The organism is Paenarthrobacter sp. NPDC057355 (assembly GCF_042667405.1).
Classification (GTDB): domain Bacteria; phylum Actinomycetota; class Actinomycetes; order Actinomycetales; family Micrococcaceae; genus Arthrobacter.
The window spans coordinates 1-26304 of the sequence record NZ_JBHVAL010000030.1 but is presented as its reverse complement, the minus strand read 5'-3'; the positions used below and the strand labels follow the sequence as shown (position 1 = coordinate 26304).

The 26304-nt window shown below is 62.2% G+C and carries 27 protein-coding genes; 14 read left to right on the top strand and 13 right to left on the bottom strand.

All coding sequences use genetic code 11. The features are described from left to right. A partial coding sequence (locus tag ACFUOZ_RS20600; RefSeq protein WP_377551718.1) for a hypothetical protein occupies positions 1-1640 on the bottom strand: 1640 nt, incomplete at its 3' end. Positions 1641-2111: 471 nt separating this feature from the next. Here ACFUOZ_RS20600 and ACFUOZ_RS20595 point away from each other — a divergent pair. From ACFUOZ_RS20595 to ACFUOZ_RS20585, 3 genes are all read left to right on the top strand, one after another. Continuing rightward, positions 2112-2483, top strand: a complete 372-nt coding sequence (locus tag ACFUOZ_RS20595) for a transposase (protein ID WP_377551716.1) — start codon at positions 2112-2114, stop codon at positions 2481-2483. Positions 2484-2950: 467 nt separating this feature from the next. Next, the gene (locus ACFUOZ_RS20590; RefSeq protein ID WP_377551713.1) at positions 2951-3352 is read left to right on the top strand and encodes a hypothetical protein; all 402 of its coding nucleotides are present in this window, start codon (positions 2951-2953) and stop codon (positions 3350-3352) included. 75 nt (positions 3353-3427) lie between these two features. Beyond that, the gene (locus ACFUOZ_RS20585; protein WP_377551711.1) at positions 3428-3571 is read left to right on the top strand and encodes a hypothetical protein; all 144 of its coding nucleotides are present in this window, start codon (positions 3428-3430) and stop codon (positions 3569-3571) included. Positions 3572-3657: 86 nt separating this feature from the next. On the opposite strand, the gene ACFUOZ_RS20580 is transcribed toward ACFUOZ_RS20585, so the two are convergent. Continuing rightward, on the bottom strand, positions 3658-4290 hold the full coding sequence (locus ACFUOZ_RS20580) for a hypothetical protein (RefSeq protein WP_377551709.1): 633 nt from the start codon (positions 4288-4290) through the stop codon (positions 3658-3660). A 465-nt stretch (positions 4291-4755) separates the two neighbouring features. On the opposite strand from ACFUOZ_RS20580, the gene ACFUOZ_RS20575 reads away from it, so the two are divergent. Beyond that, a complete protein-coding gene (locus tag ACFUOZ_RS20575) occupies positions 4756-4962 on the top strand; it encodes a YegP family protein (protein ID WP_377551720.1) in 207 nt (68 codons plus the stop codon). A 1411-nt stretch (positions 4963-6373) separates the two neighbouring features. On the opposite strand, the gene ACFUOZ_RS20570 is transcribed toward ACFUOZ_RS20575, so the two are convergent. Further along, the gene (locus ACFUOZ_RS20570) at positions 6374-6799 is read right to left on the bottom strand and encodes a hypothetical protein (RefSeq protein WP_377551707.1); all 426 of its coding nucleotides are present in this window, start codon (positions 6797-6799) and stop codon (positions 6374-6376) included. Positions 6800-6913: 114 nt separating this feature from the next. Between ACFUOZ_RS20570 and ACFUOZ_RS20565 the strand changes: the two genes are divergently transcribed. Further along, positions 6914-7345: an Imm26 family immunity protein gene (locus tag ACFUOZ_RS20565; RefSeq protein ID WP_377551705.1), complete on the top strand. Its 432-nt coding sequence runs from the start codon at positions 6914-6916 to the stop codon at positions 7343-7345. 333 nt (positions 7346-7678) lie between these two features. Here ACFUOZ_RS20565 and ACFUOZ_RS20560 read toward each other — a convergent pair whose 3' ends face one another. Together ACFUOZ_RS20560 and ACFUOZ_RS20555 are read right to left on the bottom strand one after the other, a co-directional pair. Beyond that, positions 7679-7975, bottom strand: coding sequence for a hypothetical protein (locus ACFUOZ_RS20560; RefSeq protein WP_377551702.1), 297 nt, complete (start codon positions 7973-7975; stop codon positions 7679-7681). Positions 7976-8050: 75 nt separating this feature from the next. Beyond that, a complete protein-coding gene (locus ACFUOZ_RS20555; RefSeq protein ID WP_377551700.1) occupies positions 8051-8668 on the bottom strand; it encodes a hypothetical protein in 618 nt (205 codons plus the stop codon). Positions 8669-8898: 230 nt separating this feature from the next. On the opposite strand from ACFUOZ_RS20555, the gene ACFUOZ_RS20550 reads away from it, so the two are divergent. From ACFUOZ_RS20550 to ACFUOZ_RS20530, 5 genes are all read left to right on the top strand, one after another. After that, positions 8899-9291 carry a plasmid mobilization relaxosome protein MobC gene (locus ACFUOZ_RS20550; protein ID WP_377551698.1) on the top strand — a complete coding sequence of 131 codons (393 nt, stop codon included), beginning with the start codon at positions 8899-8901 and terminating at the stop codon, positions 9289-9291. Next, on the top strand, positions 9291-10850 hold the full coding sequence (locus ACFUOZ_RS20545; RefSeq protein ID WP_377551696.1) for a relaxase/mobilization nuclease domain-containing protein: 1560 nt from the start codon (positions 9291-9293) through the stop codon (positions 10848-10850). Before ACFUOZ_RS20550 ends, ACFUOZ_RS20545 begins: the two co-directional genes overlap by 1 nt. A gap of 17 nt (positions 10851-10867) precedes the next feature. Next, complete coding sequence (locus ACFUOZ_RS20540; RefSeq protein WP_377551694.1) at positions 10868-11458, top strand: hypothetical protein; 591 nt, start codon at positions 10868-10870, stop codon at positions 11456-11458. Positions 11459-11971: 513 nt separating this feature from the next. Continuing rightward, positions 11972-13840 carry a class I SAM-dependent DNA methyltransferase gene (locus ACFUOZ_RS20535; protein ID WP_377551691.1) on the top strand — a complete coding sequence of 623 codons (1869 nt, stop codon included), beginning with the start codon at positions 11972-11974 and terminating at the stop codon, positions 13838-13840. After that, entirely contained in the window at positions 13840-14316 is a 477-nt protein-coding gene (locus ACFUOZ_RS20530) for a hypothetical protein (protein WP_377551688.1), read from the top strand. The genes ACFUOZ_RS20535 and ACFUOZ_RS20530 overlap by 1 nt, the downstream gene beginning before the upstream one ends. A gap of 285 nt (positions 14317-14601) precedes the next feature. On the opposite strand, the gene ACFUOZ_RS20525 is transcribed toward ACFUOZ_RS20530, so the two are convergent. The 8 genes from ACFUOZ_RS20525 to ACFUOZ_RS20490 are packed head-to-tail and all read right to left on the bottom strand — an operon-like array spanning position 14602 to position 22906. Continuing rightward, positions 14602-15057, bottom strand: coding sequence for a DUF4913 domain-containing protein (locus ACFUOZ_RS20525; RefSeq protein ID WP_377551686.1), 456 nt, complete (start codon positions 15055-15057; stop codon positions 14602-14604). Further along, a complete protein-coding gene (locus ACFUOZ_RS20520; protein WP_377551684.1) occupies positions 15050-16819 on the bottom strand; it encodes a type IV secretory system conjugative DNA transfer family protein in 1770 nt (589 codons plus the stop codon). Before ACFUOZ_RS20520 ends, ACFUOZ_RS20525 begins: the two co-directional genes overlap by 8 nt. Then, complete coding sequence (locus ACFUOZ_RS20515) at positions 16819-18411, bottom strand: ATP/GTP-binding protein (protein WP_377551681.1); 1593 nt, start codon at positions 18409-18411, stop codon at positions 16819-16821. The genes ACFUOZ_RS20520 and ACFUOZ_RS20515 overlap by 1 nt, the downstream gene beginning before the upstream one ends. After that, on the bottom strand, positions 18411-19922 hold the full coding sequence (locus ACFUOZ_RS20510) for an SCO6880 family protein (protein ID WP_377551678.1): 1512 nt from the start codon (positions 19920-19922) through the stop codon (positions 18411-18413). The genes ACFUOZ_RS20515 and ACFUOZ_RS20510 overlap by 1 nt, the downstream gene beginning before the upstream one ends. 1 nt (position 19923) lies before the next feature. Further along, complete coding sequence (locus ACFUOZ_RS20505) at positions 19924-21261, bottom strand: hypothetical protein (protein ID WP_377551676.1); 1338 nt, start codon at positions 21259-21261, stop codon at positions 19924-19926. Next, a complete protein-coding gene (locus tag ACFUOZ_RS20500; RefSeq protein WP_377551673.1) occupies positions 21261-21986 on the bottom strand; it encodes a hypothetical protein in 726 nt (241 codons plus the stop codon). Before ACFUOZ_RS20500 ends, ACFUOZ_RS20505 begins: the two co-directional genes overlap by 1 nt. A 14-nt stretch (positions 21987-22000) precedes the next feature. Continuing rightward, a complete protein-coding gene (locus ACFUOZ_RS20495; protein WP_377551672.1) occupies positions 22001-22300 on the bottom strand; it encodes a hypothetical protein in 300 nt (99 codons plus the stop codon). 12 nt (positions 22301-22312) lie between these two features. Beyond that, on the bottom strand, positions 22313-22906 hold the full coding sequence (locus ACFUOZ_RS20490) for a DUF6668 family protein (RefSeq protein ID WP_377551669.1): 594 nt from the start codon (positions 22904-22906) through the stop codon (positions 22313-22315). A gap of 167 nt (positions 22907-23073) precedes the next feature. Between ACFUOZ_RS20490 and ACFUOZ_RS20485 the strand changes: the two genes are divergently transcribed. The 4 genes from ACFUOZ_RS20485 to ACFUOZ_RS20470 all read left to right on the top strand — a co-directional run. Then, entirely contained in the window at positions 23074-23349 is a 276-nt protein-coding gene (locus ACFUOZ_RS20485) for a helix-turn-helix domain-containing protein (protein WP_377551667.1), read from the top strand. 30 nt (positions 23350-23379) lie between these two features. After that, positions 23380-24447 (top strand): CHAP domain-containing protein, encoded by a 1068-nt coding sequence (locus tag ACFUOZ_RS20480; RefSeq protein WP_377551664.1) that lies wholly within the window; start codon positions 23380-23382, stop codon positions 24445-24447. Between the two features lie 11 nt (positions 24448-24458). Beyond that, the gene (locus ACFUOZ_RS20475) at positions 24459-24974 is read left to right on the top strand and encodes a hypothetical protein (RefSeq protein WP_377551662.1); all 516 of its coding nucleotides are present in this window, start codon (positions 24459-24461) and stop codon (positions 24972-24974) included. Positions 24975-24980: 6 nt separating this feature from the next. Further along, a partial coding sequence (locus tag ACFUOZ_RS20470) for a MinD/ParA family protein (RefSeq protein ID WP_377551660.1) occupies positions 24981-26304 on the top strand: 1324 nt, incomplete at its 3' end.

Here is a 26304-nt window from a genome sequence, read left to right as displayed (position 1 = left end):
GTCCCCACACCACCCGGACCCTCAACGAGCGGACCCTTACCACCGCCCCCCCGAACCTCAGGAGCAAACCGCACAGCATCCCGCACCATCTCCGGCGAACCAGACACACCCATCCCGGCAAGAACCTGCATATCCTCCACCGACAACGACTCAAAAAACACGCTCTCCGAAGTACTGCTCTTCTCCAACTCCAGACGGGTCTTCACCTCCTCCTCAAACGCCTTCACCTCCTCCTCAGACATCGGCTTTGATTTCTCGGGGTCAGGAATACAAAGCGCATGCGCACCGGCGCCGCACACTGGAACCTCGATCGTCGCCGCAGGGCGGAGCTTCGAAGACCGGTGCGGGTTCGCCAGATCTTCCCGCGTCAACACACCAGCGGCGGGGTTACGGGTAAAGGTCTCCGCGATCCGGGTTTTTCCGCCAGGGCTTGAATGGCGTGCGCCCAAATACCCTTTTCGGATCAGCGTCTCCAACTCTGTACCAATCTTCGCCTCCGTCGGGTTCTCTATCGCCCACTTCGACATCAACGTGGCCCGCTTCAGCATCGTGGGCGTTACCTTATCGCCGGCGGAAACGATCCGGTTCAGTGACTTTTCGGCGCCCTTGATCCGCCAGGGATTGGACTTGATAGACAAATCCTGAGGAGGGAGCGGGGACAGCTTCGGGTTAGCTTTCAAATGCTCCATCAGCAGCGTCGTCTCGGTCTCCCCGCCCATCGTCAAGATCTCCGAGACGTCCAGCGGATCTTTCTTAGGTACCACGCGGCCGACCGTGCCCTCAGGCGTTCCGCCCTCGAAGATGTTGTAGGGCGTGTCCATCTGCACGGAGTCAGGAATTGTGGCGGCTTTGTAGTCGGCACAGTGAATGAGCTCATGCCCCAGCACCCCGGCGGGATCGAGCCCGAACACGGCACCTGTGTCTACGTCGTACATGCCCTGAACGATCTCCGGGTCGACCTTAAGGTATGACGCTGCCCCGGTCCCTTCATCCCAAAGCACAGTCGCTTCCGCGGACTTGCCGGGGGTGGGGAAGATGACTACCCCGATATCCGGGTTCGCTGTTCCGGGGGTGAAGCTTCGGCCCTTGGTGTGATCCAGCCACTGGCTCCCCTTCACGTTGCCCTCTACGTGCAGTCCCCCTGCAACCTCCATGGAGGTCCTGCCTGGCTTGGTGGACCACAACCGGTCCAGGTCCTTGGTGATCAGGTCAACATTGCGCTGCCACTCTGCTTCACTATGGGAGGGCCCCCAATTCTTCCCAGCCTCCAGCCAGATTCCTTCTGGGGAAGCATGGTTGGCGATCCAGATCCCGGGGTAGACCTCTACCGCGTCAAACTGGGGTGCATCCGTGGGGCTCTGCCATTCCACAAAGGGGAACCCGAGCCGGTGCACACTGTTTGGGTCAGTGACCCTTGGCGGGGTCGTTGCTACCACCTTCGGGGGGGCGGCGTTCGCGGCCGGCCCGGACGCTACATCAACGACAACGAACAACGTCAACGTCACCGCCACAGCCAACACCACGCCCAGCAGCCGGGCCCACAGCCCGGAAGTACCACAGCCCGGCACCATCGGCCCCTGATCGGCACCAACACCGGCCCTACTGGACCACAAACCCAAAACCATCAGCGCACCTTCCACGCAAAAAGAGGGGAAGCGGTAGCGAAGGACGCACCGCGGAACAAGGCACCTACACGCACGAGCGCCGGCACGTAATGAATACAACCAAACCCCATTTCCGTGACGAATCTCATCATCAAGGGGGTGGCGCGATCGGCGTGGCGTTTCGTTGTTTTGGTCCTGGTGGAGTATGCGCATTGGCCGGCGTGGGTGATGGCGCTTGGATAGACGTCGGCGTCGCTCTGGTGGTGGGCGCGTCTGAAATGATGGATTTACTGACGGCCGACATGGAGCGGGCCGTGTTGTCGGCATGTCCGGTCCTGGTAGACCCGGCGCTGATACGGTGTGGATTCAAACGGACGTCCTGCAAGCCCCTGCCGGCACGCTACGTGTGCGACGCATTCTGGCTATGCTGCACCGGAGCCTCGCCAAGAGCCGCCAGCATGCCACACGGGACCAGCCCGCTACCATGGGCCCCGTTAGGCTGATGGCATGAGCGGGCTATTCGATGTAACCGGGAACAACCCACAAGGTGAGCTCGGCAATGGTGCGATCTTTGAAGAATCAGAGGATTTCAATACCTGGGATCTTTTGGATGCTGTCGAGTATTTTGATGAGATGCGCGATCATCTCAACGACCGCACCAGGTATCGTCCGCCCCTGATGAGGGACCAGCTCCTGGAACTACACCAACTTGCCATGGACGCCTACCCGGACGGCAACAAAGAGACGCTGGCCAAACTCTATGACAGGGCCGAGAACCTCGAATCGATCGCTTTCGACCTCATGATGCAAGCCGAAAAGATTCACATCATCTTGGAAAAACTCACCCGCACCGAACCCGAAAACCTCAGAGGCTACTGATAAACCTCCCAGAGATTGGGGCTGGTAAGCGGACGATAAGGGTACCAAACCGGGTCGGCGGTGGACGGGTGCCTTTGTTCAGAGGACTTTCGGTAGGTCTTCAGGGCTGCGCCCTCCCCGAATCCTCATCTCGCGGGGTGAGGCGCGTCACTTTCAGGTTGGGGTGGGGTTACTTTCGGGTTCGGCGCTGGTTAAGGGTGTGCTGGGGTTTTGAGGAGGTGGCGCAAAGATTTCCAAGGGGTCCTTAGTGCTTCCTTCCTCGACTTTCGCGGCTGACTTGTCCCGACAGGATAGGTGGGTGGCCGCAATCCCATGGGGCACTGGTAGGGGTTCGCCGCCCGGGGTTTGCCCTGCCCTTTTGTGGGGCGTTCCGGGTGGGGGATTTTCTCTACCGGTGTCGGACACTTGTGACGTGGCGGGCCCACTGGAACGCCGCGTTTTGGTTTGACCGAGGAAGCGAAACGATTATGGGCAGCACCGGTCGCGCGTCACCCCCCTTCCTCGGCCACACCTGCTTCCCAGGGGTGGAGCAGAATCCTCCTGGGGAGGGGACATTGCCGCTGGAGGCCCTGGCGGGTCATACCCAAGCGGTTGATCTGCTTTACTGGGCGTACCGGGAGGCTGGCCGGGTTTTGGCCCGGGTGCTGAGGCAGAACGAGCGGGACGCTGAGGACATTTTCCAGGAAGCGTTCACCCGCACCATCAACCCCGGCGACGGAGCCCCCCGGGTACTTCACGGCCGAGCTGAACACGGCGATCCGGGGCATCTCCGGGACCTGGCAGGAAACCATGCCGGCCGCGTTCGTGCGCGCAGCCCGGCCAAGGGGCCTGAAGGCATCGCCGTGCCCGGCCCTGCCAGCATCCGGTAGCACGGTCGTGAATGAGTTTCCCGGTTACACCTGCCTGGAGGATGTCCTTACCGCTTTGCATACCCTTCCCTGGAGTTGGCAACGGTTCTGGGTGAGGAACTCGGTGACATCGCGGCGCGAATGGGAGTCACTTCGGAGGTTGTGGAGTTCCTGATCGTCTGGGCACACGAGGGCCTCTGCGAGGCCTTCCAAGAACTCCGCTACAGCGCCCAGCGCTAATACGGATCGGCGGTCCTGAAATCTCCTGCTGCCCGTTCATGCTTCTCCGTGCGCCGGACACGGGAAAGCGGCCGTCGGTATGGTTCCTAAAGTTGCAGGGTGGGGCGGGTCATTCGTTCTCTGTCCCAGAGCAGTTCCCATACGGGTCCGTCTTCGACGCGGAACCTCAACACTGTTTGAAGATCAAACGCTTCCGTGGCTCCCATTGGCCCGTTAATGGCTGTCATGTCCCCGTCCATCCATTTCAGTTCTTTCGCAGCCGGAAAGACGGGGTCGGCGAAAGGTGTCAACACGAGGTTGTCCTCGATGTCGGGGATGTTCATCACCATCGCTGGCCATTGCCCGTGAGGAGTGGCAACATCGGGCAGGAGGACCTGGACATCAGTCAGGCGTTTGTTTGTGCGGTTCAAGATGAAGAACCGTGCCTGGTACTTCCAGCCGAAACCCGGAACCTCGTTCGATGGGACGAACCGGGCCCCCAATAGCTCCAAGGACACCAATGCCGCGTCGGCCTCCATGGAGGCCTCAACTGCGTCAATGCTGTGCTCCAGCTGGGATTGGCCCCACAAAACGTCACAATCCCTGTCCGCAACATGCCCTTGTTCGTCGGACTGGTGCTGGTCCTGGCGGCCTGCGTGGACTGCCTGTCGCCCCTGGTCGTCCTTGCCCCGGGCCAGTTGCCTTAGCCATGGGTAGGAAGCGAGCCCGGCAAGAACCATAGAAACACAGGTAATGCCCAACAAGAGGCTCTCGCGATAGGACCACCCCACCGCGTACCGCCAACAGTTCCCTAGGGGAATGGTTTGGCACTTATACGACATGTGGTTCACCGCGTCCTTGATCTTGACTCCTATACCGAACTACGAAGAGCTGGGGGCCGCGGGGCATGCCCTCGCGGCAGCATCCGACCGACACGGGGGAGAAGCGTAGAACCGCGAAGTGCCGCGTTCCCCCGCTGACCAGCTGCCCAAACGTTGCCCCGACAAGCTAGTCCCGACCCAAGCTTTACGCAAGTCATACGCGGCTCTTACTAAAGGCGTGACGGGAACGCAGTGCACCCAGCCATCGTTTGGTCATGCTGTCGAGTGCCTACTCTTGTTTGACAACATGGCCCTGGTTCTTTTCGGGTCCGCTGTGGGGCGGATCGTGTTCGGTGTCAATGGGGGCGCCGAGCAACAAGGGGGATTGATGGCTGGAAGATTCGCGTTTCTTTAGGAACAGGGTTCCTGTTCCACCTCACCGGTGCTGAGGGCACAATAATTGCTGTTTCGCCGCCCTTTGCGACCGTCCAGGACGCCGTGGCCGGGATAGAAGCCGTACGCGAGAACGCTGCAACAGGACAAATCACCATCCATCCTGGGACCAAACCGCTGCTTGGCCGCGAGTTCTGAGTAGCACGAGCCTTGGGAGGGGTGCCCGTCTGTCCCTACCCAAGCTGCGGGTGGGCTCGTGGTAAGCCTTGCATGCCAGGGCGTGGGGTTGGGTGATCCAGCCGTTGGCGACGTGTAGCTTCTTGCGGAGAGTGATCACGTTTCTGGTCTGATCCCCCGGGGCTGCGTCAGGTACGTGACGCTGGCTTCTCTGAGCCCCGTTCGGAGGGTATGGCAGAATGTTTCCCGGCGCCCCTGCCTGTTCTGGCCGGGGTTGCTGGCATGTGTACCGGGTTGAGTGCCGGTAGACAATGCGGCCGGTCACCCCAATCTGGCCGGCCGCAGCGCCAAAGTACACCCGACAGGCCTGCCGGGCCACGCACGGACCGGTGCCGTCCCTGGAAGTTGCCAGCCGAAGCCTCTGCGGCCGGTATTCCCTGCCGAAGGGGAGCTGGGGTGGTGGCTGTGGACCGCCGCTGTTGGTGTTCCCCGGGGGCAGAGGGCACTATGGTGAACTGCTCCGCGGTGGCTTGAAGTGGTCTTGAATTGTGTCAACGGATGCGGGGAAGTGGGAAGCCCGGGCCGAGGATGTGAACGGGAAGGGAATCCGGTTGAGGTGAGTCAACAGACCGAGGCAATAGGCAGTCGGAGCTGTACGCGCAGGGATGGGTTTGCAGTGACGGGGTGCCGGTGCAGCGAAGAGTGCCGGGCCGGGGCCAACGCCGCTGCCTGGGCGCGGCGGCAAGCCCGGGCCCGTGCCGGTGTCCCGGGGCGAGTCCCGGCTGTACAGGTCGCCCGGCATATCAAAGAACTTTTCCGGACGCACCGGCACACAACTGCGGCGGATATCGCTGCCGCGGCTGGTCTTTCCCGCCGCACTGTGGAGATGATCCTGAGGGACGCCGGGTCCACTGGCCGTACGGTTAACTTGGGCACGGCAGAGAAGATTCTTCGGGTCCGGCGCGTTTCGACGTACACAACGGGGTTGCTGGTCCCTGGCGACGGGGTCAGGAGACGGGTTGAGGCGCTCATGCGCCTTGGGCACCCGTTCAAGGATATCGCCCAGGCCGCTGGGGTACATAAATCCACTCTGAGCAGGGCCAATACGGTCGGGGCCATGGTCCGTTCCGAAACGCTGGTGGCCGTGGACTTCGTGTACCAGCGGTTGAAGAACCAGCTTGGACCCAACGAAACTCTTCGGGCCCGAACGCAACGACAAGGGTGGCCGCTACCTATTCAATGGGCCAACACGAACATCGATGACCCCGCTAGTGCCCCCAGTAGCCTTGAACGAACACCGGACCCTGTTGACTAGAAGCCAGGGTGTTGGTCCCGGTGCGCAAACCGGCTAGGATGCGGACGTCAGCGCCGGGGCAGCCCGACGCCCTGCGTCGGCTTCCAACCCGGGCTTCATTGGAGGGACCTGGGCGGATCATTCCGGCGTCCCAGCTCGGATACTTGGAGGTTCCGGGGCGTTGTCGTTGGCTAGGGGCGAAGAGAGGGGGGACACCTCTGCGGCGGTTATGACCTGTATTTTCAGGGTGGCAGGAGTCGGGGTAATCCCGCCTATCGGGGTCTTGGTCACGGTTTCCCGTTGTGGGTGCCGCGAGGCGAAGACCGCGCAGATGAGGAGTGCGAAGGGTCCGGCTACCGCCAGCCCGCTGAGGACAGGGCTTGGGCTGGCACTTGGGTCGGATATTACGACGAGAACTGCAGTACCTACCCACCAGGTCAGGATCTGAATGGCGAGAGCCTGGAACCTGCCCGATCCGGTCATGGAGCGGATCCAGCTGAGGTAGGACCAGCAGGCCACACCGACGGTAGTCAGAATGACAATAAACACGGATACAACAGACATGACGGGTCCCCGAAGTGATGTGAACAATACTCAGGTGATCACAGCTGTCTAGAGCATTCGTGACGCGGGGTCCTGTCCTTACCCCAAGATTTTCAATCGACGGGTGGGAGAGTAGTGGCAAAGCCGAAGTATGGTGCGGGAAGTCTTTTTGCGGTGCCCTTGAATGACGGCGGCTACGGCTTGGGGCTCGTCGCTCGCATGAGTTCTAAAGGCACTCTGCTCGGCTACTTCTTTGCCCAGAGATGGGTGCAGGTCCCGCTGCTGTCAGACGTGAAGAACCTGTCTCCGAACGACTCCGTTCTCATCGGAAGGTTCGGCTACCTCGGCCTGAAGCAAGGTCAGTGGGAGGTACTTGGCCCCATGGCGGGCTGGGTGCCGGAAGAGTGGCCCATGCCCGTCTTCGCACGGACGGAACCGATCACTGGCCGGTCAATTCAGGTGCGTTACGATGACCCCGACCCCAGTCGGCGCTTGGGCGAAGAGGCCGTCCCTGGTGGTGCCAATGAGGGAAAGCCCGAAGCGGACTTATGGGTGCTGGATACGTAGAGAACGTTCTTACGGACCTACTCGCACAGCCCTATGTTTGACTCATACTTCTACCGGTCAACCAGGCACTCAACATGACCTTGAGATTGTCCATGGCTGGGGGCTATTCGGGTTATCCACGGCTGAATTATTGGGAGCCATTGGGTAGCTCCCCCGGCCGCCGTAGCGGTGGATAACCCATAAGAATTGTCCCCGGTTGTGGACAGCCGAAGCAGTGCCGACAACGGTTTCGCGACCTACCTGTACCTCAGGTTTGACAGCTTATAGGAGCGTCATGTGTGCGGGAAAAGCCCGGAGGATTTAGCTTTTGCCGTGCCCATGTGGTCGAGGGGCTTAGTTCTGGTGTTGGTTTTCGGAAGCGGGCTGCGGTGCGTCTGAGGGCTTGTTTTGGGCTTTGCGGCGTCGTGTTGCTGCTGCGGGTTCGAGGCCGAGTTTTTTGAGTTCCTCGGCGCTCCAGCCGTCCCTGGTTGCTTTGACGTAGGCGCGTTTGTCGTCGCGTTCGGCGTTTGCGAGTTGTTCTTTGAGGTCGATGACTTTCTGGCGTGCCTTGACGAGTTCTTCGACTGAGCGGATGCGTGAGTTCAGGAGGGCTCGTGCTTGTTCTTTGGTCTGTTCGATATTGATGGTCATGGTGTGTTTGGCGTCTTTCTTGACGGGGTGGCTTAGCGTTCGTGGTTGATGCTTTGGCTGTTTTAGTAGTGCCGGTCAGTGCGGCTGAGGGGTGGGCCGGGAAGGAGCGCTGGTAGGTCTGCAACGCTGTCTCCAGGGGAGGGTGTTGTGCGGGTTTGGGAGGAGCCTTGTTGTTGATGAGGAGGTGGGTCCGGTCCGCAGGGTTGGTGATTCCTGGTTGTTGTCGAATTCCCTCGCTGTGACGTCGTCCTGGCTGGGAACCTGGCTGACGGCGTACCTCGGGAGAGCGTTCGTTTGGGCGTGAAGTTCTGCTGGCAGTACATCCCGTATGGAATCCCGGAGGGCGGGCAGCAGCTGCGTTTGATGGGGTGCAAGTTCAGAAGTTCCGGTACGGGTGTCGGCTGTGAGCGGCACCGGGAGGTTGAGGTGAATTTCTTTGGCGTCGTTGGCCAGCATTGCCGTTGTCGCGGTTTGTTCCTGGAGATTCCGTGAGGCTGCCTTGTCGATCATCAGCATCGCTGCGTAGGGGTCGCCGTCGAGGCATTCGGTGATGTCGTTCCAGAGGTCCCAGCTGCCGGCCTGCCGGTCTGCTTGGAGTGTGATCATCAGTGTTCCGCGGTCGGTGTCGGCGGTTGGCTGGTAGGTGACGCTGTTGAGCGGCACTCCGAGTGCCTGATTGATTGTCCGACTCATTTCATACCCCTGGATAGTCGTCGTACGTGGGCCCAGTCTAGCGTCCCCACCGCTGCCGGGCCAGTAGGCAGGCGGAAGGGGACCATCATATGAAGCCCGCGGAGCAAGCTATACACTTATGTGCTGTAAGTGGGCTTGGTTTTCGACTTCGTGTTGTGGATGCGTCACACTTGGTGTGTGGTCCCGGAGATCCCGGGGCGCTGCGCTGGGCATGGAGGGGTGGTGCTGTAGTGGCTGGTGAACAGAGTTCCAGCCGTCGTCTGAACCGTCGTCGTCGTGCGAATATCGAGGGTGAAACGCGGTACGTGCGGGTGTCGATGTCTGAGCAGGAGCGGGCGCGTCTTTTCGTGCTGGAAGAGCGGACTGGGCGTAGCCCGTCGGAGATCCTGGTCAGTGCGGCCCTTTACGCCCAGTCCTCCGATTCACTCGCGGAGCGTCGGGCTCTGGCTGCTGAGTTCATGGCGGCGCGCCGCTATCTTGCTGCACTGTCGAACAACGTGAACCAGCTGGCGAAGCACGCCAACGCTGCTGATGAGTTTCCCGAGGAAGCCCGCGTGGTGCTGGGACGGGTGCGTGCGATCGCCGATCGCATGAATGGCATCATCGACGGGTTGGCCGGTTGATGATTCCTAACATCACCAAGGGCGACCGTATGGCCGGTCTGTTGGTGTACCTGGCTGGTCCGGGACGGTCCAATGAACACACTGATCCGCACTTGGTGACTGGCTCCGCGCCCATCATGGCATGGTACAACGACGATCAGCTGAACCGTGATGCGGCCCTGTCGATGGCGCACCAGCTTGATCAGGCCAAGAACGTGCTGGGGGTGGAGGTCAGGGGCGGCCATGTCTGGCATTGCTCGCTGAGTTTGCGTGGGGAGGAAGGGGACCTTAGTGACCGGAAGTGGGCCGAGATCGCCAACGAGTTCATGGACGAATTGGGTTTTACCGAGGCCAGCGGAAAGGCCCCCGTGTCGTGGGTGGCAGTCCGCCACGGGCACAGTAAGGCCGGTAACGACCACATACACATTGCTGCTTCCATGGTGCGCGAGGATGGCACTAAGTGGAGCAGCCACCTGGATTACAAACGTGCTCAGGTAGCGGCTCGTGCGCTGGAGAGGAAGCACGGCCTGGAAGAACTCTCGCCTGTCTACGCAATGCGGGGTCTGCGCCCCGGTGAGCGCGAAGCAGCTGAACGTCGGGGCATGGACGAACCCGAGCGCCGTTCGCTTGCCCGTAAGGTCAGGGCCTGCGCTACGGCTGCCCAGGATGAAGCCGAGTTTGTGCGTCGCTTCCGACGCACGGGTGCCATGATCAGACCGCGTTACGCCGCGGGCTGTGATGAGGTCGTTGTTGGTTACGCCGTTGCCGAGCGGCCATCCAAGGGAGGCCGGCCGGTATGGTTCGGTGGCGGACACCTGGCCAAGGACTTGACCCTTCCGCGACTACGCGGAGCGTGGGATGACAGCGCCGAACTTGCCAGTGGTGCCGTAGCCGAATGGGGAGCAGCTGCCCGTGGCCGGCGTCCCGTCAACATCGGCCGTGAGGCGCGCGAACCAGATCCGCAGATGTGGGAACAGTACAGCAACGAAGTGGCGCGGCTGCGGGAGAGCTTGCGCGCCGTGCCGATGGACGATCACGCGGCCTGGGCGCAGGTTGCCCGGGAAACATCCGGGGCGTTCGCGGCGTGGTCAACTGCCACGGAATCGACGCCTGGGCCCTTGGCAGCTGCGGCGGATGAATTGTCCAAGACGGCACAGCTGAGGCGCTACCCGGTCCGGCCGGTCCGCAGCGTCGGTCCTTCTGCCAGGGGCGCGTCCCTGGTTCTCATGGCGGCCACCAGGGCAGGCACCGGAACGGCCGCGCAAGCGATCATGCTGCGGCAGCTGCTGAACGTGGCTAAGGCCGTCCACGACATGCACAAGGCGTCCAACGATCTGCGCAGGGCACGGCAGATCAGTGACCTGGTAAAGACCCAGCTGAGCCAGGTAGCGGCCGGGCTGCCGAGCGTCCCAGCGACGGTGCCGGCCGTGGACAGCGAGACGGCCGAAGCTGTGCGGACAAGCGCAGCGGGCCAGAGACCGGCACGCTCCGCCGGCTCGGTGCTGCCGCCGAAGTACGAACAGGGACGCAGCCACGCAACCACCCGTGGCCGGACCACCCGCCCGGACATTGAGAGATAACACCAGGAGGGGGAACCATGAGTGAATCTGACGGCATCGATGACGCTATCGAGGGAATGTCGCGCGTCGGGCTGACTTTCGCCGGCCGGCTTGGTGAGCAGCTGGCCAGGGCGCGAGAGCAGGCTTTGCGCCGCGCCCAGGCGAGCGAGGAACAGCAGGCCCGTGAGTTGCAGGCCCGTTTCGACGCAGAGCGCGCAGCAACCCGCGCGCAGCTCGCCCCGGTGATGGACAACCGTTGGTGGGACACGGCCAGTGGCCGCGACGTCGAAAGGGTGCATGAGGCGGCCACCGCGTGGAAGGACCACGACTCGGCGGCACGCAGCGCGGCCGAGGTAATCCGGGACCAAGTGCAGCGCCGCTACGGCCTCGACGTGGACAACCTGGGCGCCGACGATGCGTCGGTGGCCGCTGCCCTGGCGAACGCCGAACGGGACCGCGAACAGGCAGAGCAGGAGCGCACACCGCCGAACGCGGCCCTGGCCACCGCACCAGGACGCAGCCCGAAGGCCCGCAAGACGCGCGGCCAACGGACAGACAATGCTCCTGCAGAAGGGTCTAAGCCGTTAGGACTTCAAAGAGAAGCGGATAGGGGCCGGCACCACTGGTGACCGGCCCCTTTTGAGTGGCTGCGTGTTACATCTGGTCCGGGACGTTCGTCGCGCTATCAGCCGTCTCCTTCTTGAGACTCCTGAACGTGGCAGCCATGCCCCGCATCGCATCCGGATCTTCGGACCAATGACGGCCGCCCCGGCTGCAGGCACGGAAAGAGGTCACATTGGACTCTTCCATGGCCTGCCGCAACTCCATCCGCGCCGCTTCCAGATCGGCCTCCTGCTCAGGCGTCAGCGGTTCGCGTGGAGTGGTTGGAACTGCAGGGGCCGCCAGTACCGTAGCTGGCGTCTGTCGCCTTCTGAGCAAGTTACGCAGCCCCATCTTCACCTCTCCCGATAGCAACAACGTCCGGCGTGGGAATCAACAAGGATGCAGTCCAGAAGTTGTTGCACTCCATGTCTACAAGGTAGCCCTTCCTGACGGAGACATGGGAGGGCCCTTGGATTTGGCAACGATGTCTTACCTATACGGTTGTATGCAGACAGTAGCGACCCAAGTCAGGAACAGTAGTGCCCAACGAAGCCCTAACCGAAGATCTCACCCGAAGTCTCTTGGACGATCTCGGTTACTTTGCGTCCCAATCTGACATTGTGGTCGAGCGGCAACAGTCCAAAGTCGTAGCCATTCGCCGGTTGCTGGCGATAGCCTCCAAGACTGGCGGCTCTGGGGCCGGGTACCCCGACTTCATTATTACTTCCCCCTCCAACCCGGACTACGTGATAGCCGTTGAGTGTAAGGCGAACCGCAACAGACACCGCAGCGCAGAAGGCGATAAGATCGCAGACTTTGCGGTTGACGGAGTCACTCACTACGCAAAATTCCTGTCACGCGAGTTCAATGTGATTGCCGTCGCCATCAGCGGTGAAACGGTGGACGAACTAAAGATCAGTACATACCTGCACGCAAAAGGCACCTCCGTAAGCCGACCGCTGGAATCCCCACAAGGTGCGGAACTCGACCACCTGCTGCCCTTCGGTGATTACATCAAGTCTGCGGAGTACTCTCCCGAGATAGAGAAGCTGCGGGAAGCTGAACTGATGGCTTTCTCCCACGAACTGCACGACTTCATGTATCAGTACGCAGAGCTAACCGAGGAACAAAAGCCGCTCCTGGTTTCGGGCACTCTCCTGGCACTCCAAGACCGAGCCTTTGCCAACAGTTACGGAGACTTTACCCCGCGCCAGCTTCGCAAACGGTGGGGCGAAGTCATCCGCGACCAGATTGAAGAAGCTGATATCCCTTTCGCTAAGAAACAAGACATGCATCAGCCATACTCTGGTGTCTCTACTGTTCCTGCCCTCGGTGAATCTACAGCCGCGTTTCCGAAGGGAATCCTGCACGAACTGATCACCAGAGTGAAAGCAAAGGTCTGGCCTTTCGTCACCGTATATGAGGCCTTCGACGTAGTTGGTAAGTTCTATGGTGAGTTCCTCAAGTACACGGGCGGCGATAAAAAGGCCCTGGGTATCGTTCTTACTCCTCGGCACATCACCGAACTCTTTGCACTCCTAGCCAATGTCCAGCCGACCGATGTCGTCGTTGACCCCTGCGCTGGAACCGGCGGTTTCTTGATTTCAGCCATGGACAGGGAACTCCGCGCGGCCACCACTGACGCAGAACGAAACCGAATCCGGCAGAACAACCTCATTGGCATCGAGAATCAGCCACATATGTACGCACTTGCAGCGTCCAACATGATCCTGCGAGGCGACGGAAAGGCGAACCTGTACCAAGGTTCTTGCTTCACGCCGGCAATCATAAATGACATCCGAAGCAAGAAGCCCACGGTGGGAATGATCAACCCGCCGTACGCGAAGAAGGACAGCGACCTACACGAGCTTGTGTTCGTAGACAACATGCTCTCCATGTTGGATGAAGGCGGCCAGGGCTTTGCCATAGTCCCTATGTCGTGCGCGACCTCGCCCAGCAAACATAAGGAAACACTTCTCAAGAAACACACACTTGAGGCGGTGATGTCCATGCCGATTGAACTCTTCTACCCTGTTGGTGTCGTGACTTGCATCATGGTCTTCACCGCGAAGAAACCGCATCGTCAGTCAGGCCGCAAGTCTTGGTTTGGGCACTGGCGGGATGACGGATTTATCAAAACGAAGCACTTGGGACGTATTGACCCTGAGGGCAAGTGGCCAACCGTTAGGGACGAATGGGTGACGGCATTCCGCAACCGCGAAGTCCTTCCGGGGCATTCTGTCATGGAGGCCGTTGATGCGGATGCCGAATGGTGCGCCGAAGCCTACATGCAGACCGACTACTCCGAACTTACACGGGCTGATTTCCAAGCAGTTGTACAAGACTTCGCACTCCATCAACTGTTGCGGAAGCTCGGAGCTTCATATCTAGAAGAGGACGTGCGGTAATGCGCGTGGACCAGCTTTTTACCATCGCTTATGGCCATTCGATGGAGTACAACCGACAAACGATCAATCTTGGCCCATCAGGCATCAACTTCGTTTCCCGGACTGACAGGAACAACGGCGTTTCAGGGCGTGTCGAGCGCGTGGAAGGAATCGAGCCGGCACCTGCTGGAACTCTGAGCGTGGCGCTTGGCGGCAGTGTGCTGGCCACCTTTGTCCAACCTGAGCCCTATTATTGCGGGCGTGACGTTTCGGTGCTGACACCCATCCAGCCAATGACGACTAAGGAACGGCTGTGGTGGGCAATGTGCATTCGAGCTAATCGATACCGATATTCTTACGGCAGGCAGGCCAACAGGACGCTCAAGTCCCTGGAACTTCCCGACGAGGTGCCCGAGTGGGTAAATGAAGACTACCCAGTCAACGTCAGTCTTTCTGTGGATACTCAGGAATGGAGAATATCCACAGTTGCCGACTGACTCGAAGCCTCACAGACGGGCTTAGTACTGCACGTCACTGGTTCCGGTAAACCCTAATTAATGATCACCTGGCCCGACGGGCCGCCTGGAGCAGTACAAAGCGCTTCTCTGCTGAAAGCGTTCGGTATTCCTCTGCATCTTGTTGTGTGGCCAGCCGTCGTGTGAGGTGGGAATGGTCCCATCGGCTTGCGGCCTTCTTCCGCTTGCTCAAGAAGTCGGCCAGTTCACTTAGGGAACGTCTGTCTGGACGAATCCAACTTCAGATCCACGCAATGAATGCCCCCATCAGAACAGCCCTTTCGGCGGTTGCTCGCAGGGCAGCGGGATGAGCTTGGAGCGGTGGCCGTCGTCCGGGCTGCAGCCCTTGAATGGTCCGTCAGCTGAGAGCAGCACGGACATGTGATGGTCCGCGTGGTCACGCCACCACACGCTCATTCCCGTGGCTCCGTCCAAGCGCAGGAACTCCCAAGCCCGCCAGAGAGCTTCCAGACGGCTGATCGCTTCGGCGTGTTTCCACCACTGCGGGCACCAGGTCACTCCGCCCTGCACGTTAATCTGCCTACGGTAGGTGGTGGCCAGCTTGCCGCTGACGAACTCTGCGACGTTCGGATAGAACAGCTCCGGCGCATCCGCGTCATCCTCAGAAGGCGAGTCGGCGTCTTCTTTGTCGGACATCCCTGGGACATTCCACAAAGGACCGCCTTCCGGCTCGTCGTCCCACTCCCCCAGGCCCTCACTCATCGGAGGCACCCGCAGCGATCCATCGGTTGCCGGCAGGGGCAGCCGGCCGGTTGGCTGGATCGTGCGCCGCAATTGAGGCCCGCACCGCTTCTGCATGCGGGCCGCTCATCCAAGGCACGGTTTCCAGCAGCGCAGCCGGGGCGCCGGAGGCAAACATGATTGCACGGCCGCGAGGGAACGAGGCCAGATCGGAAACGTCCAGGGTACGTTCCTTGCGGTCATCGTCGTGGCTGTACGACGTGCCTTGCTTGGACCGGCTTTTGGTCATGTTGGAGTACCGGTACTCCCCCACTAGCTGCGCGAGCTCGTTCAGGAACTCGGCTTCGGCCACGCCGCCGCCGTACACCTTGATGTTGGCTGCGCTCCACAGCTTGCGCATCCCATCACGGCCCCAAACCTCCACGCCCTGGGACCAGGACTGGAGTATGGTCATCAGAACGATGCCCCGAGATCCGTAGTGGCTGTAGAGGTTCGGCAGTTCGCGCCAGCGGCAGACGTTGGCCGCTTCGTCCAGGACGCCGATCATCGGCGTGGGCAGCCGGCCGCCAGGTGAGTACACGGCCAGCTCTTCGGCGGCTTCGACGGTGGCCACGGTCAGCGCTGTCACCAGCGGTCCGGCGGTGCCTTTTCCTTCCTTGGAAAGGCTGTACAGCGTGCCCTTGGACCGGACGAACTCTGCCGGGTCGAACTGCGGCCGTTCGTCGTTTTCGCCCTGGGGAGTCACCCATCGGGCGACCTGACGGTTGGTGAGGCACGCTGCCATTTGCAGCGCCGTACCGTACACGCCGCCGCGCTGCTTCTCAGGCGCGTTGACGACACCGCCAACTGCGTTGGAGGTATGGAGGAATCCGTGGGCTTTGAGAATGTCCACTGCTTCGTCGTCCGCCGGCCTGGTCAGCCAGGTATGAACCTGCGTGATCGGCCGGCCGTCCAGAGCGGCAGCGAGTAGGAGGCCTGCCAGGAGATCCTGGCCGGCAGGATCGAAATAGGCATCCGTTTTGGCATCCGGGCCACGGGAGCCGGCGGCGAAGTGGTCAGCCAAGCGGGCAGCCCGCACCTCGTCCGTGACGTAGCTGAGGGGGTTCCACCACCAGGTGGGTTCTTCGAGTGCGACTGCCTGGGGATCGAAGACCCACACCGGCCCCTCGGCTGCGCGGACGTCGCGCGTACCGTCAACGATGTCCCGCTTGTTTGAGGTCACCAGGACAGCCCCCGGGGCGGCCAGGATTGCCGGGATGGCCCGGGAAGTTGTCTTACCCGTCCGAGGCCCCCATACGTCGATGTGCATGTCTTCCCAGGAGCCGTAGACCATCTGTCCGCCCAGGACAGTTTTGCCGACCGGGACACCGGGCGAGCCTTTGACGCCCAGGCGCTCGGCCGTGGCGGTTGCCCCTCGTAGGCTCAGCGCCCGCAGATCCTTGCCTTTGGCCATGTGCTGGGCGGCGACGTCCACACGGGAACGCTTGGAACGACGGCGAAGCACGCCGCGTACCACCAGCACAGCCAGAGCCACGACTACAACGCCGCAGCCGATCAGAACGGCTGCGGCGGCCGGCGGCCAGGTGACCTTATGCGAGAAAAGACTAAAGACCAGCTCAAAGGGGTTGGCCGGCAGTTTCTGGCCGTCGCCGGCAATCATCGACCCCAGGTGAACGGCCCCGGTCACCGAGCCGACGCCCAGCACCACTACGGTGATGAAGATCCAGAGCAGGATCGTCTCGCCGCCGAGCTGGGACCGTTTGCCGGTGTTTGGTGCCCCCATTAGTTTTCCCCCTCGTCGTGCCAACGCTTGTTTGTGTCGTGCAGGGATTCCTCAACGCTTGTCAGCTTGAGGGCCACCGGGACACCCGGGCGGCCGCCGACTTTGAAGAGGAACTTTCCCAGGCCCGGGCGGACGCGCTTGCGCGAGCCGCCGACGTCCGTCCATGACCCCGGATCGGCCCAGGAGATGAGACGGGCCTGTTCAGCACGCGAGAGCGTGACGGCCTGGTTCAGCTTCTCCATTTCGGCGCCGGGCAGTGCCCCACAGACGACCATGCCGGAGCGTTCGACGAAACCGCGGGCTTTCATCCGTTCGGATTCAGTGGGCAGGGCTTCGAGGTCGCTCATGGTGTGCGTGATCATGGCCTGGCCAACGCCCTCTGTGCGGTTGAGGCGGGTTAGGGAGTCCACGCGGTCGACCATGCCTTCGCCGGAGCGGAGCGCCCTCCACAGCTCGTCCATGACGACGAAGTAGTTTCGGCGTGGTTCCAGGCCGGCGTCGGCCAGTGCATGGGCGACCTGGACGGTGGCGAAGCCGGTTGACCAGCAGGCGAGCAGGCAAGCTGCCTGGATGTCCCGCTGGGTGTCAGAGATTCCTGACAGGTCGAAGACGACCGGCTTGGTAAGGTCCATCGGTTGATCGGTGGGTTTGGAGAACATGTCCGAGAAGCGGCCCGAGCCGTCGAGGGAGTACAGAGATTGGCGGAGTTGGTCTGTCGCATCCAGGTACCGGCTCATGTCGCCACGGTCCAGGGCAATTGCCCGCAGTTCGTCGGGAGCATCCTTGATGACCTCGATCAGATCCCCGATCAGGGGTACCCGGTCCAGGCGCTCGTCCAGGATGTGCAGTGCGCGGTCGATCAGAGATTCCTCGTGCGCGCTCGGCTTGGCGTTGCACACGATCGTGATCAGCGCCGTGATCATGTTCAGGCGCCGGTTGTGCGAGTCCGCCATGAGCTGTTCGGCCAGCTTCTCGGCCTTCACAGCTGCGGCGACCAGCTGCGCGGCCGCTTCCTGGTCCGTGACACGGTGGGCGTTCGCCCGGTGTTCTTCCGCCGAGGCCAGCAACCGGACAGCCGCGCCCGTGGCTTCGCCGGGGTCCAGGACGTTCAGATGGCCACGGCCCGGCCCCAAGCTGATGATCTGGCCGTCAAGGGCGTGGATAAGGTCCACGTAATCGGGCTTCAAATCGCCCAGGATCAACGGGTTGATCCCCCGGCCAGCGAGGCCAAGAACGATGTGGCGGACCAAGGTGGACTTGCCGTAGTGCGGCAATCCGAGGACGAACATCGAGGGGTTGTTGATCATGCCGTGCATGAACCAACTGATGGGATCTCCCCCGAAAGGCGCTCCCGTGTCGGTGTGGATACCGATCGGAACACCCACGATGGGGGTTCCGGACCCGCCCACGAAGGGCCACAGCCCGCAAACCTGGACAGAAGTGCCGCGCCACTCGTCGGCGGCCGTGACGTAGACGGCTTCGCCCTGGCCGCGTCCGCGCCAGCCCCGGAGGCCAGGACGTCGGGCGACAGCGGCCGCGATCTTGGTTGTGCTGGAAGGTGTGCGCTCGTGTTTGGTTTTGCTGCCGAACATCACATGGCCTCGCGGATCTCTTCGGGCACTTTCAAGTGTTTGGGCAGGACCAGGCCAAGCGGCAGGGATGCTGCAAAGGCCGAATCCTGGGAGCCGTAGACCCGTCGCAGCAGCAGGCGGGCTGACGGGCCGAGGTTGCCCTCTACGACGGCCACGGCGTCGTCCAGGTCGGCGGAGGAAAGGACCGTGGCCGTGACGACCATGCCGAAGTTCACCAGGCCCGCTCCTTTGGCTTCTTCGGCAGCCGTGGCCGTTGCTGCGCGGGCGTCCACGAGGGCGCGCGCCGTGGGTCGGCTGGTCGATGAAGCCCGGGTGAGGGCGTTGGTCTGGTCAGACTCCACAATGGCCGCCGCACGGCCCGACTCGATGGGCCGGTACAGCATTGTGAGGCGCTTACGGGCGATCTCCCCGTGAGGGGCGACGAGGCGGGCGAGCACGGACGCCAGGACGTGGCCTCGCGGTGCTCCGGTCATCGTCCAAGACACCGAGTGCCCGGAGTCGTGTCGGTAGCTGTCCCAGCTGGCCTGATGTGCCGAGGGCCCGACCTCGCCCCAAGTCAGGTCAACGGGCGTGCCCTGGTAGTGGGCTTCATCGATGAGGCGTGCTGCGGCAGGGTCGTAAGCGACCCGCACGACCTCGCACAGCTCCTGAGCATTCAGCGGCGCGCATGCGCCCGCCCCGGTGGATTCCAGACGTTCCGTCAGCCCGGGAAGCCGGGAAGCGAGATCACGTGCGATCTCATCGGCAGTGCGGCGCTTGCCGCCGGCCCTGGCTGCTGCGCTGAACGTCAAGGCAACCCAGGCGCGAATCGTGGCCGACCCTTGCGGGTACGTCTCCAGCGCCTCCCTCAGCATTGCCTTGGCAATGGCCGGTGCATCTTCATGGATATTCGACTCGACTTCCCGGCGCAGGCGCGCCCCGGAGTCCGGCGCGGTCTCTACCGTGACCGATGCGGCCACAACGGCCGGCTCATTCGACAAGGACGCCATCCAACCGCCCCAGTTGGCCACCCAGGCATCAATCTGCTCAGGATCGACCAGAGACGCACCGTCAGGCTGCGTGCCAAATACCACCGTGTAGTGAGCGGTGGACGGAAGATGGATCAACGCGAACGGCCGGCCATAGGAGTCCGCAAACTCGTAGAGCTTTGAGCCGGCGGCGATACCGGGCAGCTGATACTCGCCCCAGGGGGTCAGACCCAACGGCCCGGAACGGTAAAGGTTCGCATTCTTCCGTCGCGCCGAGCGGAACGCCAGGCGTGCAAAGGCTCTTTCGCCTGCGGACTTGTTGTGCTTGTCCGTCACCGAGACAATGGCCAGTGCCATGCCGAGGACGAGCAAAGATACCAGGCCGGCGGACCAACCACCGACGAAGAAGCAGATCACCGTGACGATAAGGCCGATGAAAAGGCCCACTGTGGCTAGACCGCCCAGAGTGCCGATACCAGCCTTGCGCGGGCGACGCCAGTTGCCATAGGTCGGTTCCACGTATGTGTTTTCGATAGCCGCCATATCAGGCACCCCCCGTTGATTCTTCGCTTATGTTTCTGACGGACCCGGCGGCTGCCTGGCCAGCCTCAAGGCCTTTCTGTGCTGCCGTGACGCCGACGCCCACGGGGCCGGCTGCCGCTGCAGCACCACCAGCTGCGGCTCCACCGCTGCTAGCTGCGGCTCCACCGCTGCTAGCTGCAGCTGCTCCGGTTCCTGCCGGTGCGCCGCTTGCGGCGGGCGCTGTTGCGGAGGCTCCCTGGCCACCCGTCTTACCCGCCGTGCCGGACGTACCTGCTGTGCCCTGGTTCCCGGTGCCGGAAGGTCCCTGGGAGGCAAAAGACTGATTCGATGAGCTGTTCGGCGTGGTGCTGGCCGTTACGCCGCCACCCCGACCGGCGCTGCCCATGTTGATAGCGCCAGAAGCCAGGCCGCCGATAGCATCGGCTGCTAGGGCACCGCCGCCGCCGGCAACTGCCCCGACCATCGGCGTCACGAACCGCATGAGGGCTGGCATAGCGAATAGCGCAATGACCATCAGCGCCAAGCCCGTAACTGTCGTCAACAATGCAGAGCCGAAGTCTTTGCCGTCGCCACCGTTTCCGAAGATCTTTGCGCCGCTAAGGCGGAACGCTGTTGCGTAGATGATTGCTGCCGCTGGCTTGTAGAGGATGAAAGCGATTAGCCAGGCTGTGCACTTCTGGAACCAGCCTTTGCCGGCCTCGGTGTTAGTGAAGGCTGCCGCCGTGGGGAATATCCCCGTGAGGACCACGAGCAGGCCCCCACGCACGATCATGAGCACGATCTGTAGGACGGAGGCCAGAATCGCGATCAGGCCCAGGAGGATGATCATGATTGAGCCGATAGGGCTAGTGGCCGAGAGCGCCAACATCCCAGTGATGTTCTCGTTGAACGATGTTCCATTTGTGGAGTTGGTGATGATCCAGGAAGAGAACTGATCTGCCGAGACGGTCAGCAGTCCGACCGCTGCCACGCCGGCCCCGGAGACGACGATTAGCGTTGCGAGCGAATGGGCAAGATCCCGTAAGGGCGCGCCCCGGCGTTCAATGATCATTTTGGCTGCACCCACCAGTACAGACAGCACAGCAAGAGCAGCCGTCCAGAAGTAGAGGCTGTTTTGAAGGAACAACACGGGATCGCTTGCCGTGGAGCCACCTGGCACCGTCGTCAAGCTAGGCGTCCCCACATTTACCCAGAACGTCCCGAGTGTCTGAACGGTCTGTCTTACGGCCTCGGCAATCGCCTTGGCCATGTTCTTGACCGTATCGTTCGCGGCATCCTCGATTGCCGCTCCCGCATGGCATAGAGGATTGAATGCGTTCCATCCTGAGCAGTCCGCCATTACACACCGGCCCACTCGATATAACCGCTCAGGTCCGCGATCTGCCGCGCCCCGGTGTCCCCGCTGGCAGGAACGACGATCTTCCAATCCCCGCCGAACCATTGCAACGGAACGGGAATAGACACAAAGGCCCCGTTGGCTCCCTTAAATGCAAGATCAATGACGGCCCGGTCACCGTCATAGGAGCGAACCGTAAATCCCGCGAGCTGGGCAGGAACAGATGCCGGCGCGGCGGTAGGCGACGACTTCAAAACGGCGTCACGTTCCGGTCCCGGAACAGCAAGCTGTTCGTAGACCACATTTGCTTTGCCTGACCCTGAGAGCGCAGCTACGTTTACGGCTGCGTACAAGGCCCCAGTTGGTGAGTGGGCAAAGCACGACCGAAGGCCGTTCGGTTCCGTCTTTCCAGGACCGAACTGCTTAGGCGACGTCGGTGTAGCAATCTTTCCTACCAGTTCCCACTTGGTGTCGGCCGGCGTGGTGGCCGGCTTAGCCTGGTCACCGGAGGGCAAGCCGCACACGCTGGCCGCCGACGTCGCGCTGGGCTGGCTACTACCGGTACTAGGGCCGGCACTGTTCGGTTCAGCTGGCGGCGTGCCGTCACCTTTAGGAATCACGGCTAGGATGATCCCAAGCGCAACAATGATCGCCACGACAACAGCCGAGATGATGAACTTAGGCTTGGTCAACGGGCTTTGTTCTTCGTTCACTGTCGGTTCCGTCATGGCTGAAATCCTCCTTAGACCAGGGCGCCGACGACGCCACCGGCGGAAGCTGCAAGGATGCAGCCACCCAGAACCCACGCAAGGCGGCCGGCGTGCTCGCCACCCTCACCACGACGGTTGTTGACCATCATGGTTCCGGCGGTGATCAGGATTCCGGCGACGGCCAGGGCGAAAACGATCCAGGCGACCCACTTGAGGATCGTCAGGAGGCCCCCAGAACCTGGAGGGGCTGAGCCAGTGCCCGGGTTCGGGATCGTTGACATAGGGACCTGTGCCAATACATCGCTGGCGGCGTTGAAGATTTCGAAGTGCATCTTGTCCTCTTTCTAGTTAGCCGGGAGTTCGGCAGTGGTGTTTATCGCGATACGCACCTGGTCAAGCACTGTGCGAGCTTCCTTTGGAAGTTCATCGGGCAGGAGATCGTGACCGAAGCGCCAGGCCTCGATCCACGGCAAGATCCACAAATGCGGTACTCCGCCGCCGACGACCCGGGCGAACTCCCGGATCTGCTTGGGGAGGCGTCCAGGAGCATCGGCCAGAACAACAAGGCCGGCAACCTGGACTCCTGGGATACTGCCCGATGCCCACTCAGTGGCGGCCAGCTGCGCGGCCCGCAGGCCCGACATGTTGGACCGGGCCACGAGGATGACGGTGGAGCCAGCAGCCATGATGGGCCAGTGATGCTCAGCGGCCCTGGTGTTCTTGTCCAAGCGGGCGAGCGACGTTTCGCCTGCACCGCCGTGAACACCTAGCCACCAGTAGTCCGGGGCGATTCCCGAGACGTTCCAACGGGGTAATCTGCCCGAGCGGTCCGGCGGCGGAACGCTGAGCTGAGGCCTGGTGGCCCCAGTCGGTATGAAGGCTGGCGGCTCTTCAACGGCGGAAGTGGGTTCGCCCACAGTCTCAGCGCCGAAGGTCACCCACCGATTTTTAGAGATTGACATTTCACATCCCCCTGTCATGTCCGCAAAGATCGTATCTGTACCATCCGACACGAAAGGCCAAGAGTGACCCCCAACTACAAATCTAGTACCTTTAAATCACTTTTAGTACCCCCTGGTACCAATAACTGGGCTACGATGAACCTATGCGGTGGGACGGACTGAGCGTGGACCCTAAATACCTAGAAGCACTCTTCGCAAAGTACCCGGAGCGTCTTACGCCCCAGGACCTCGAAGAGATCTTCGGGCTCTCCCGAAACACGGTCTATCGATGGCTCCAGACCGGAGTGATTCCGGCCTACCAGGTTGAGAAGACATGGCTTATCGCCAGAGATCAAGTCAAGGACTGGGTGTGGGAGAACCGGAATACGCTTCGCGACGGCAAGACACCGCGAGCCGGCGAGGACCAAGCCAAGGACTAACAGCCTTAAATGTGAGGGGGGGCAGGACACATGCAATCGAAAAAGAGCGGGCCGGTACTGGTCGTCGGGGCGATTCTCGCCCCGATTGTGCTGGTTCTGTCCATCATCTTGTTCGGCGGCGGCTCCCAAGCCGCCGCCGACGTCTGTTCGCCCAGCGGCGGAAGCGTCAACGTTGACGAAAGCAAGCTGCCCAAGGTTGCCGTCGCCGGCTACCAGGGTGAGCAGCTGAAGAACGCCGCCCTGGTCATCAACGCAGGAAAGGCCCTGGGTTTGTCTGCCCGAAGCCAAACTATCGGCGTCATGACAGCCATGGGAGAGTCCGGCCTGCGCGTCCTGGACTACGGCGACGGCCCTGGTCCGGACTCCCGAGGCTTGTTCCAACAGCGCGACAACGGGGCATGGGGCTCCTATCAAGACCGAATGAACCCCACTACGTCCGCAACCAACTTCTTCAAGGCGCTGCAGAAGGTCAGCGGCTGGGAACAGTTGGAACCCACCACTGCTGCGCACAGGGTCCAGCGCAACGCTGACCCTTTCCACTACCAGTCCTATTGGCCGGCAGCAGTGGAAGTCGTGGCCGCCCTGGGCGACGTCAAGACCACCGATGCCGGCGGTGAAAGCTCCTGCGGCATCCCCGGTGAGTCCGGCAAGGGTGACGACCTGCCGTGGCGGACAGCCCAGATCTACCGGCCCTCTCCCCTGGGCATGTACAACCGCGAATGCGTTGACTTCGCCCTCTGGCGCATCAACCAGCAGCTGGGCAGCAACAGTGCGCCCTACAGGGCGCTCAACGGCACCTTCCGGCCTGATGGTGCCGTGCTCGGCTCCGCTCTGACCTGGAAGGACGGGTGGGACGCCAAAGGCTGGCCCACCGGAAAGACGCCCCGCGTCGGCGCTGTCGTCTGGTACGCCCCTGGCGCAGGTGGCGCGGACGGCACCTACGGCCACGTCGCCATCGTGAAGGCCGTCGCCGGTGACGGCAGCTACTTGGAAGAGGGCTACAACGGCAACCCCGCCCCGAACGATCACACCTACTACACACGCAAGGTCCAGAACGGCACTCCCAGCGCCTTCCTGTACCTGCCTGGCAGCAACTAACCGGAGGAACCATGAAACGCGCTCTGACGGCCCTTGCGGCCGTGCTCGTGTGCACGGCCTGCGCCCCAGTGTCGCATACAACACTCCCGGAGCGGTCGCAAAGCACCTCTGCGACCTCCCCGGCAACGCTCAGTGCCGGCGGCAAGTCCCAGGCTCCTGGAGGCACCGCCCCAGCCACCCTGGGCATTGCGTGGGACGAGCCGAGCAAGTCCGCCGCCCTGGACACCGCGAGCAAGGCCATGACGCTCTACGCCCGCCCCATAGTCAGTGACAAGGTCTGGATTCAGGAATTGGGCCAGCTTCTGACTTCCCAGGCTGTCGCCGATTACCAGTATGTTGAGCCGGCCAACATCCCCGCCAACAAGGTCACCGGGGCCGGCCAGCTCAAGATCGATGAAAGCAACGGCTTCGGCTGCCATGTCATAGTTCCGACCAATGCCGGTCACTACGACGTGCAGCTGCTCCGCAGCGCGGCGGACAAGCCCTGGCAGGTCAACCGCTTCACACCCCCGAATGGCACCAAGTAAGGACAGATGATGGAAACCCAAGCGCTCGACTTCCCTAAGATCAACGCCGTTCTGCGGACCAACGGAACCGGTGAGGTCACAATCAACGGCACGTCCCACGTGATCCAAGCCGAAGACGAGGCCGCCGTCCTAAGCCAAGCGCTGCGACTCATCACCGAGACCGCCGCCCAGATCGGACGGCCCGTGAAGGTCAGCACCACCGACCCGGACGGCCAGGGCCTCATCGTCGTCTCCCCTGAAGGCGTCATCAGCGAAGAGGCCCTGGCCAAGCCGAGCCGCCGCAGGCAGCAAGAACCGGCGCCGGCCGCCACCGAATCACAAGCACCGACCACCAAAAAGCCAGCCTCCGAGGAAGCGCTGGACATTGCTGCCCCGGTCACCTTCAGCGAAGCCGCCAACCGCGTCCAGGAACCCTCGACGGTCACGGCAGCTACACAGGACCCTGCCACGCGTAGGAGTCTCAAGGAGACTTCGTTCCTGGTCAGCGCACCCGCCCTGCAGCCCGCCACGCGCGGCTGGCGCGGCGCGCTCACCCGTCTGGGCTTCCGGATGGGACCCTCCCCGGAGGAATTGGCCGAGCGTGAGGATATCCGCACAGTGAGCCAGCACTGGCCCGGGCCCCGAACTGTGGCCGTCGTCAACCGCAAGGGCGGAGCGAACAAGACACCCACCGTCGTGATGCTCAGTGCCATCCTGGCCCGCTACAGCGGAGCAGCCACCGTGGCCTGGGACAACAACGAGTCCCAAGGAACACTGGGCTGGCGGACCGAGCAAGGCAGCCACGACAACAGCGTCCTTGACCTCATCGACTCATCGCAGACACTGCTCTCCCCCACCACCAACGCGGCCGAGATCGCACGATTCGTTCACCACCAGATCGCCGACAAGTTCGACGTTCTGCGCTCGGACGAGAACGATGAAGGTGACCACGAAGTAACGGCCGAGGAAGTGGCCATTGCCCACCAGGTGCTCACCCGCTACTACCGGCTGATCATCATGGACTCAGGCAATACAGCCCGGTCCGCGAACTGGCGTCAGATGATCCACCACACCAACCAGCTCGTGGTCCCCGTGACCGCGATCGAAGACCGGGCCGAGGCTGCGCGGCTGACCCTGCAGACGCTGGAATCCCGAGGCGGCCACGACGCGGAGCTGGCACGCAACGCCGTGGTAGTCGTCTCTGAGTCCACCGACGCCAAGCGCGGCATGAGCGGCGACGCGCTCAAACGCGCAAAGGCAGAGGCCCAACGAATCGCTGACGGATTCGCCCCGCATGTCCGCGCCGTTGTCCGCATCCCCTACGACCCCGCCCTGGTCAACGGACCCATCC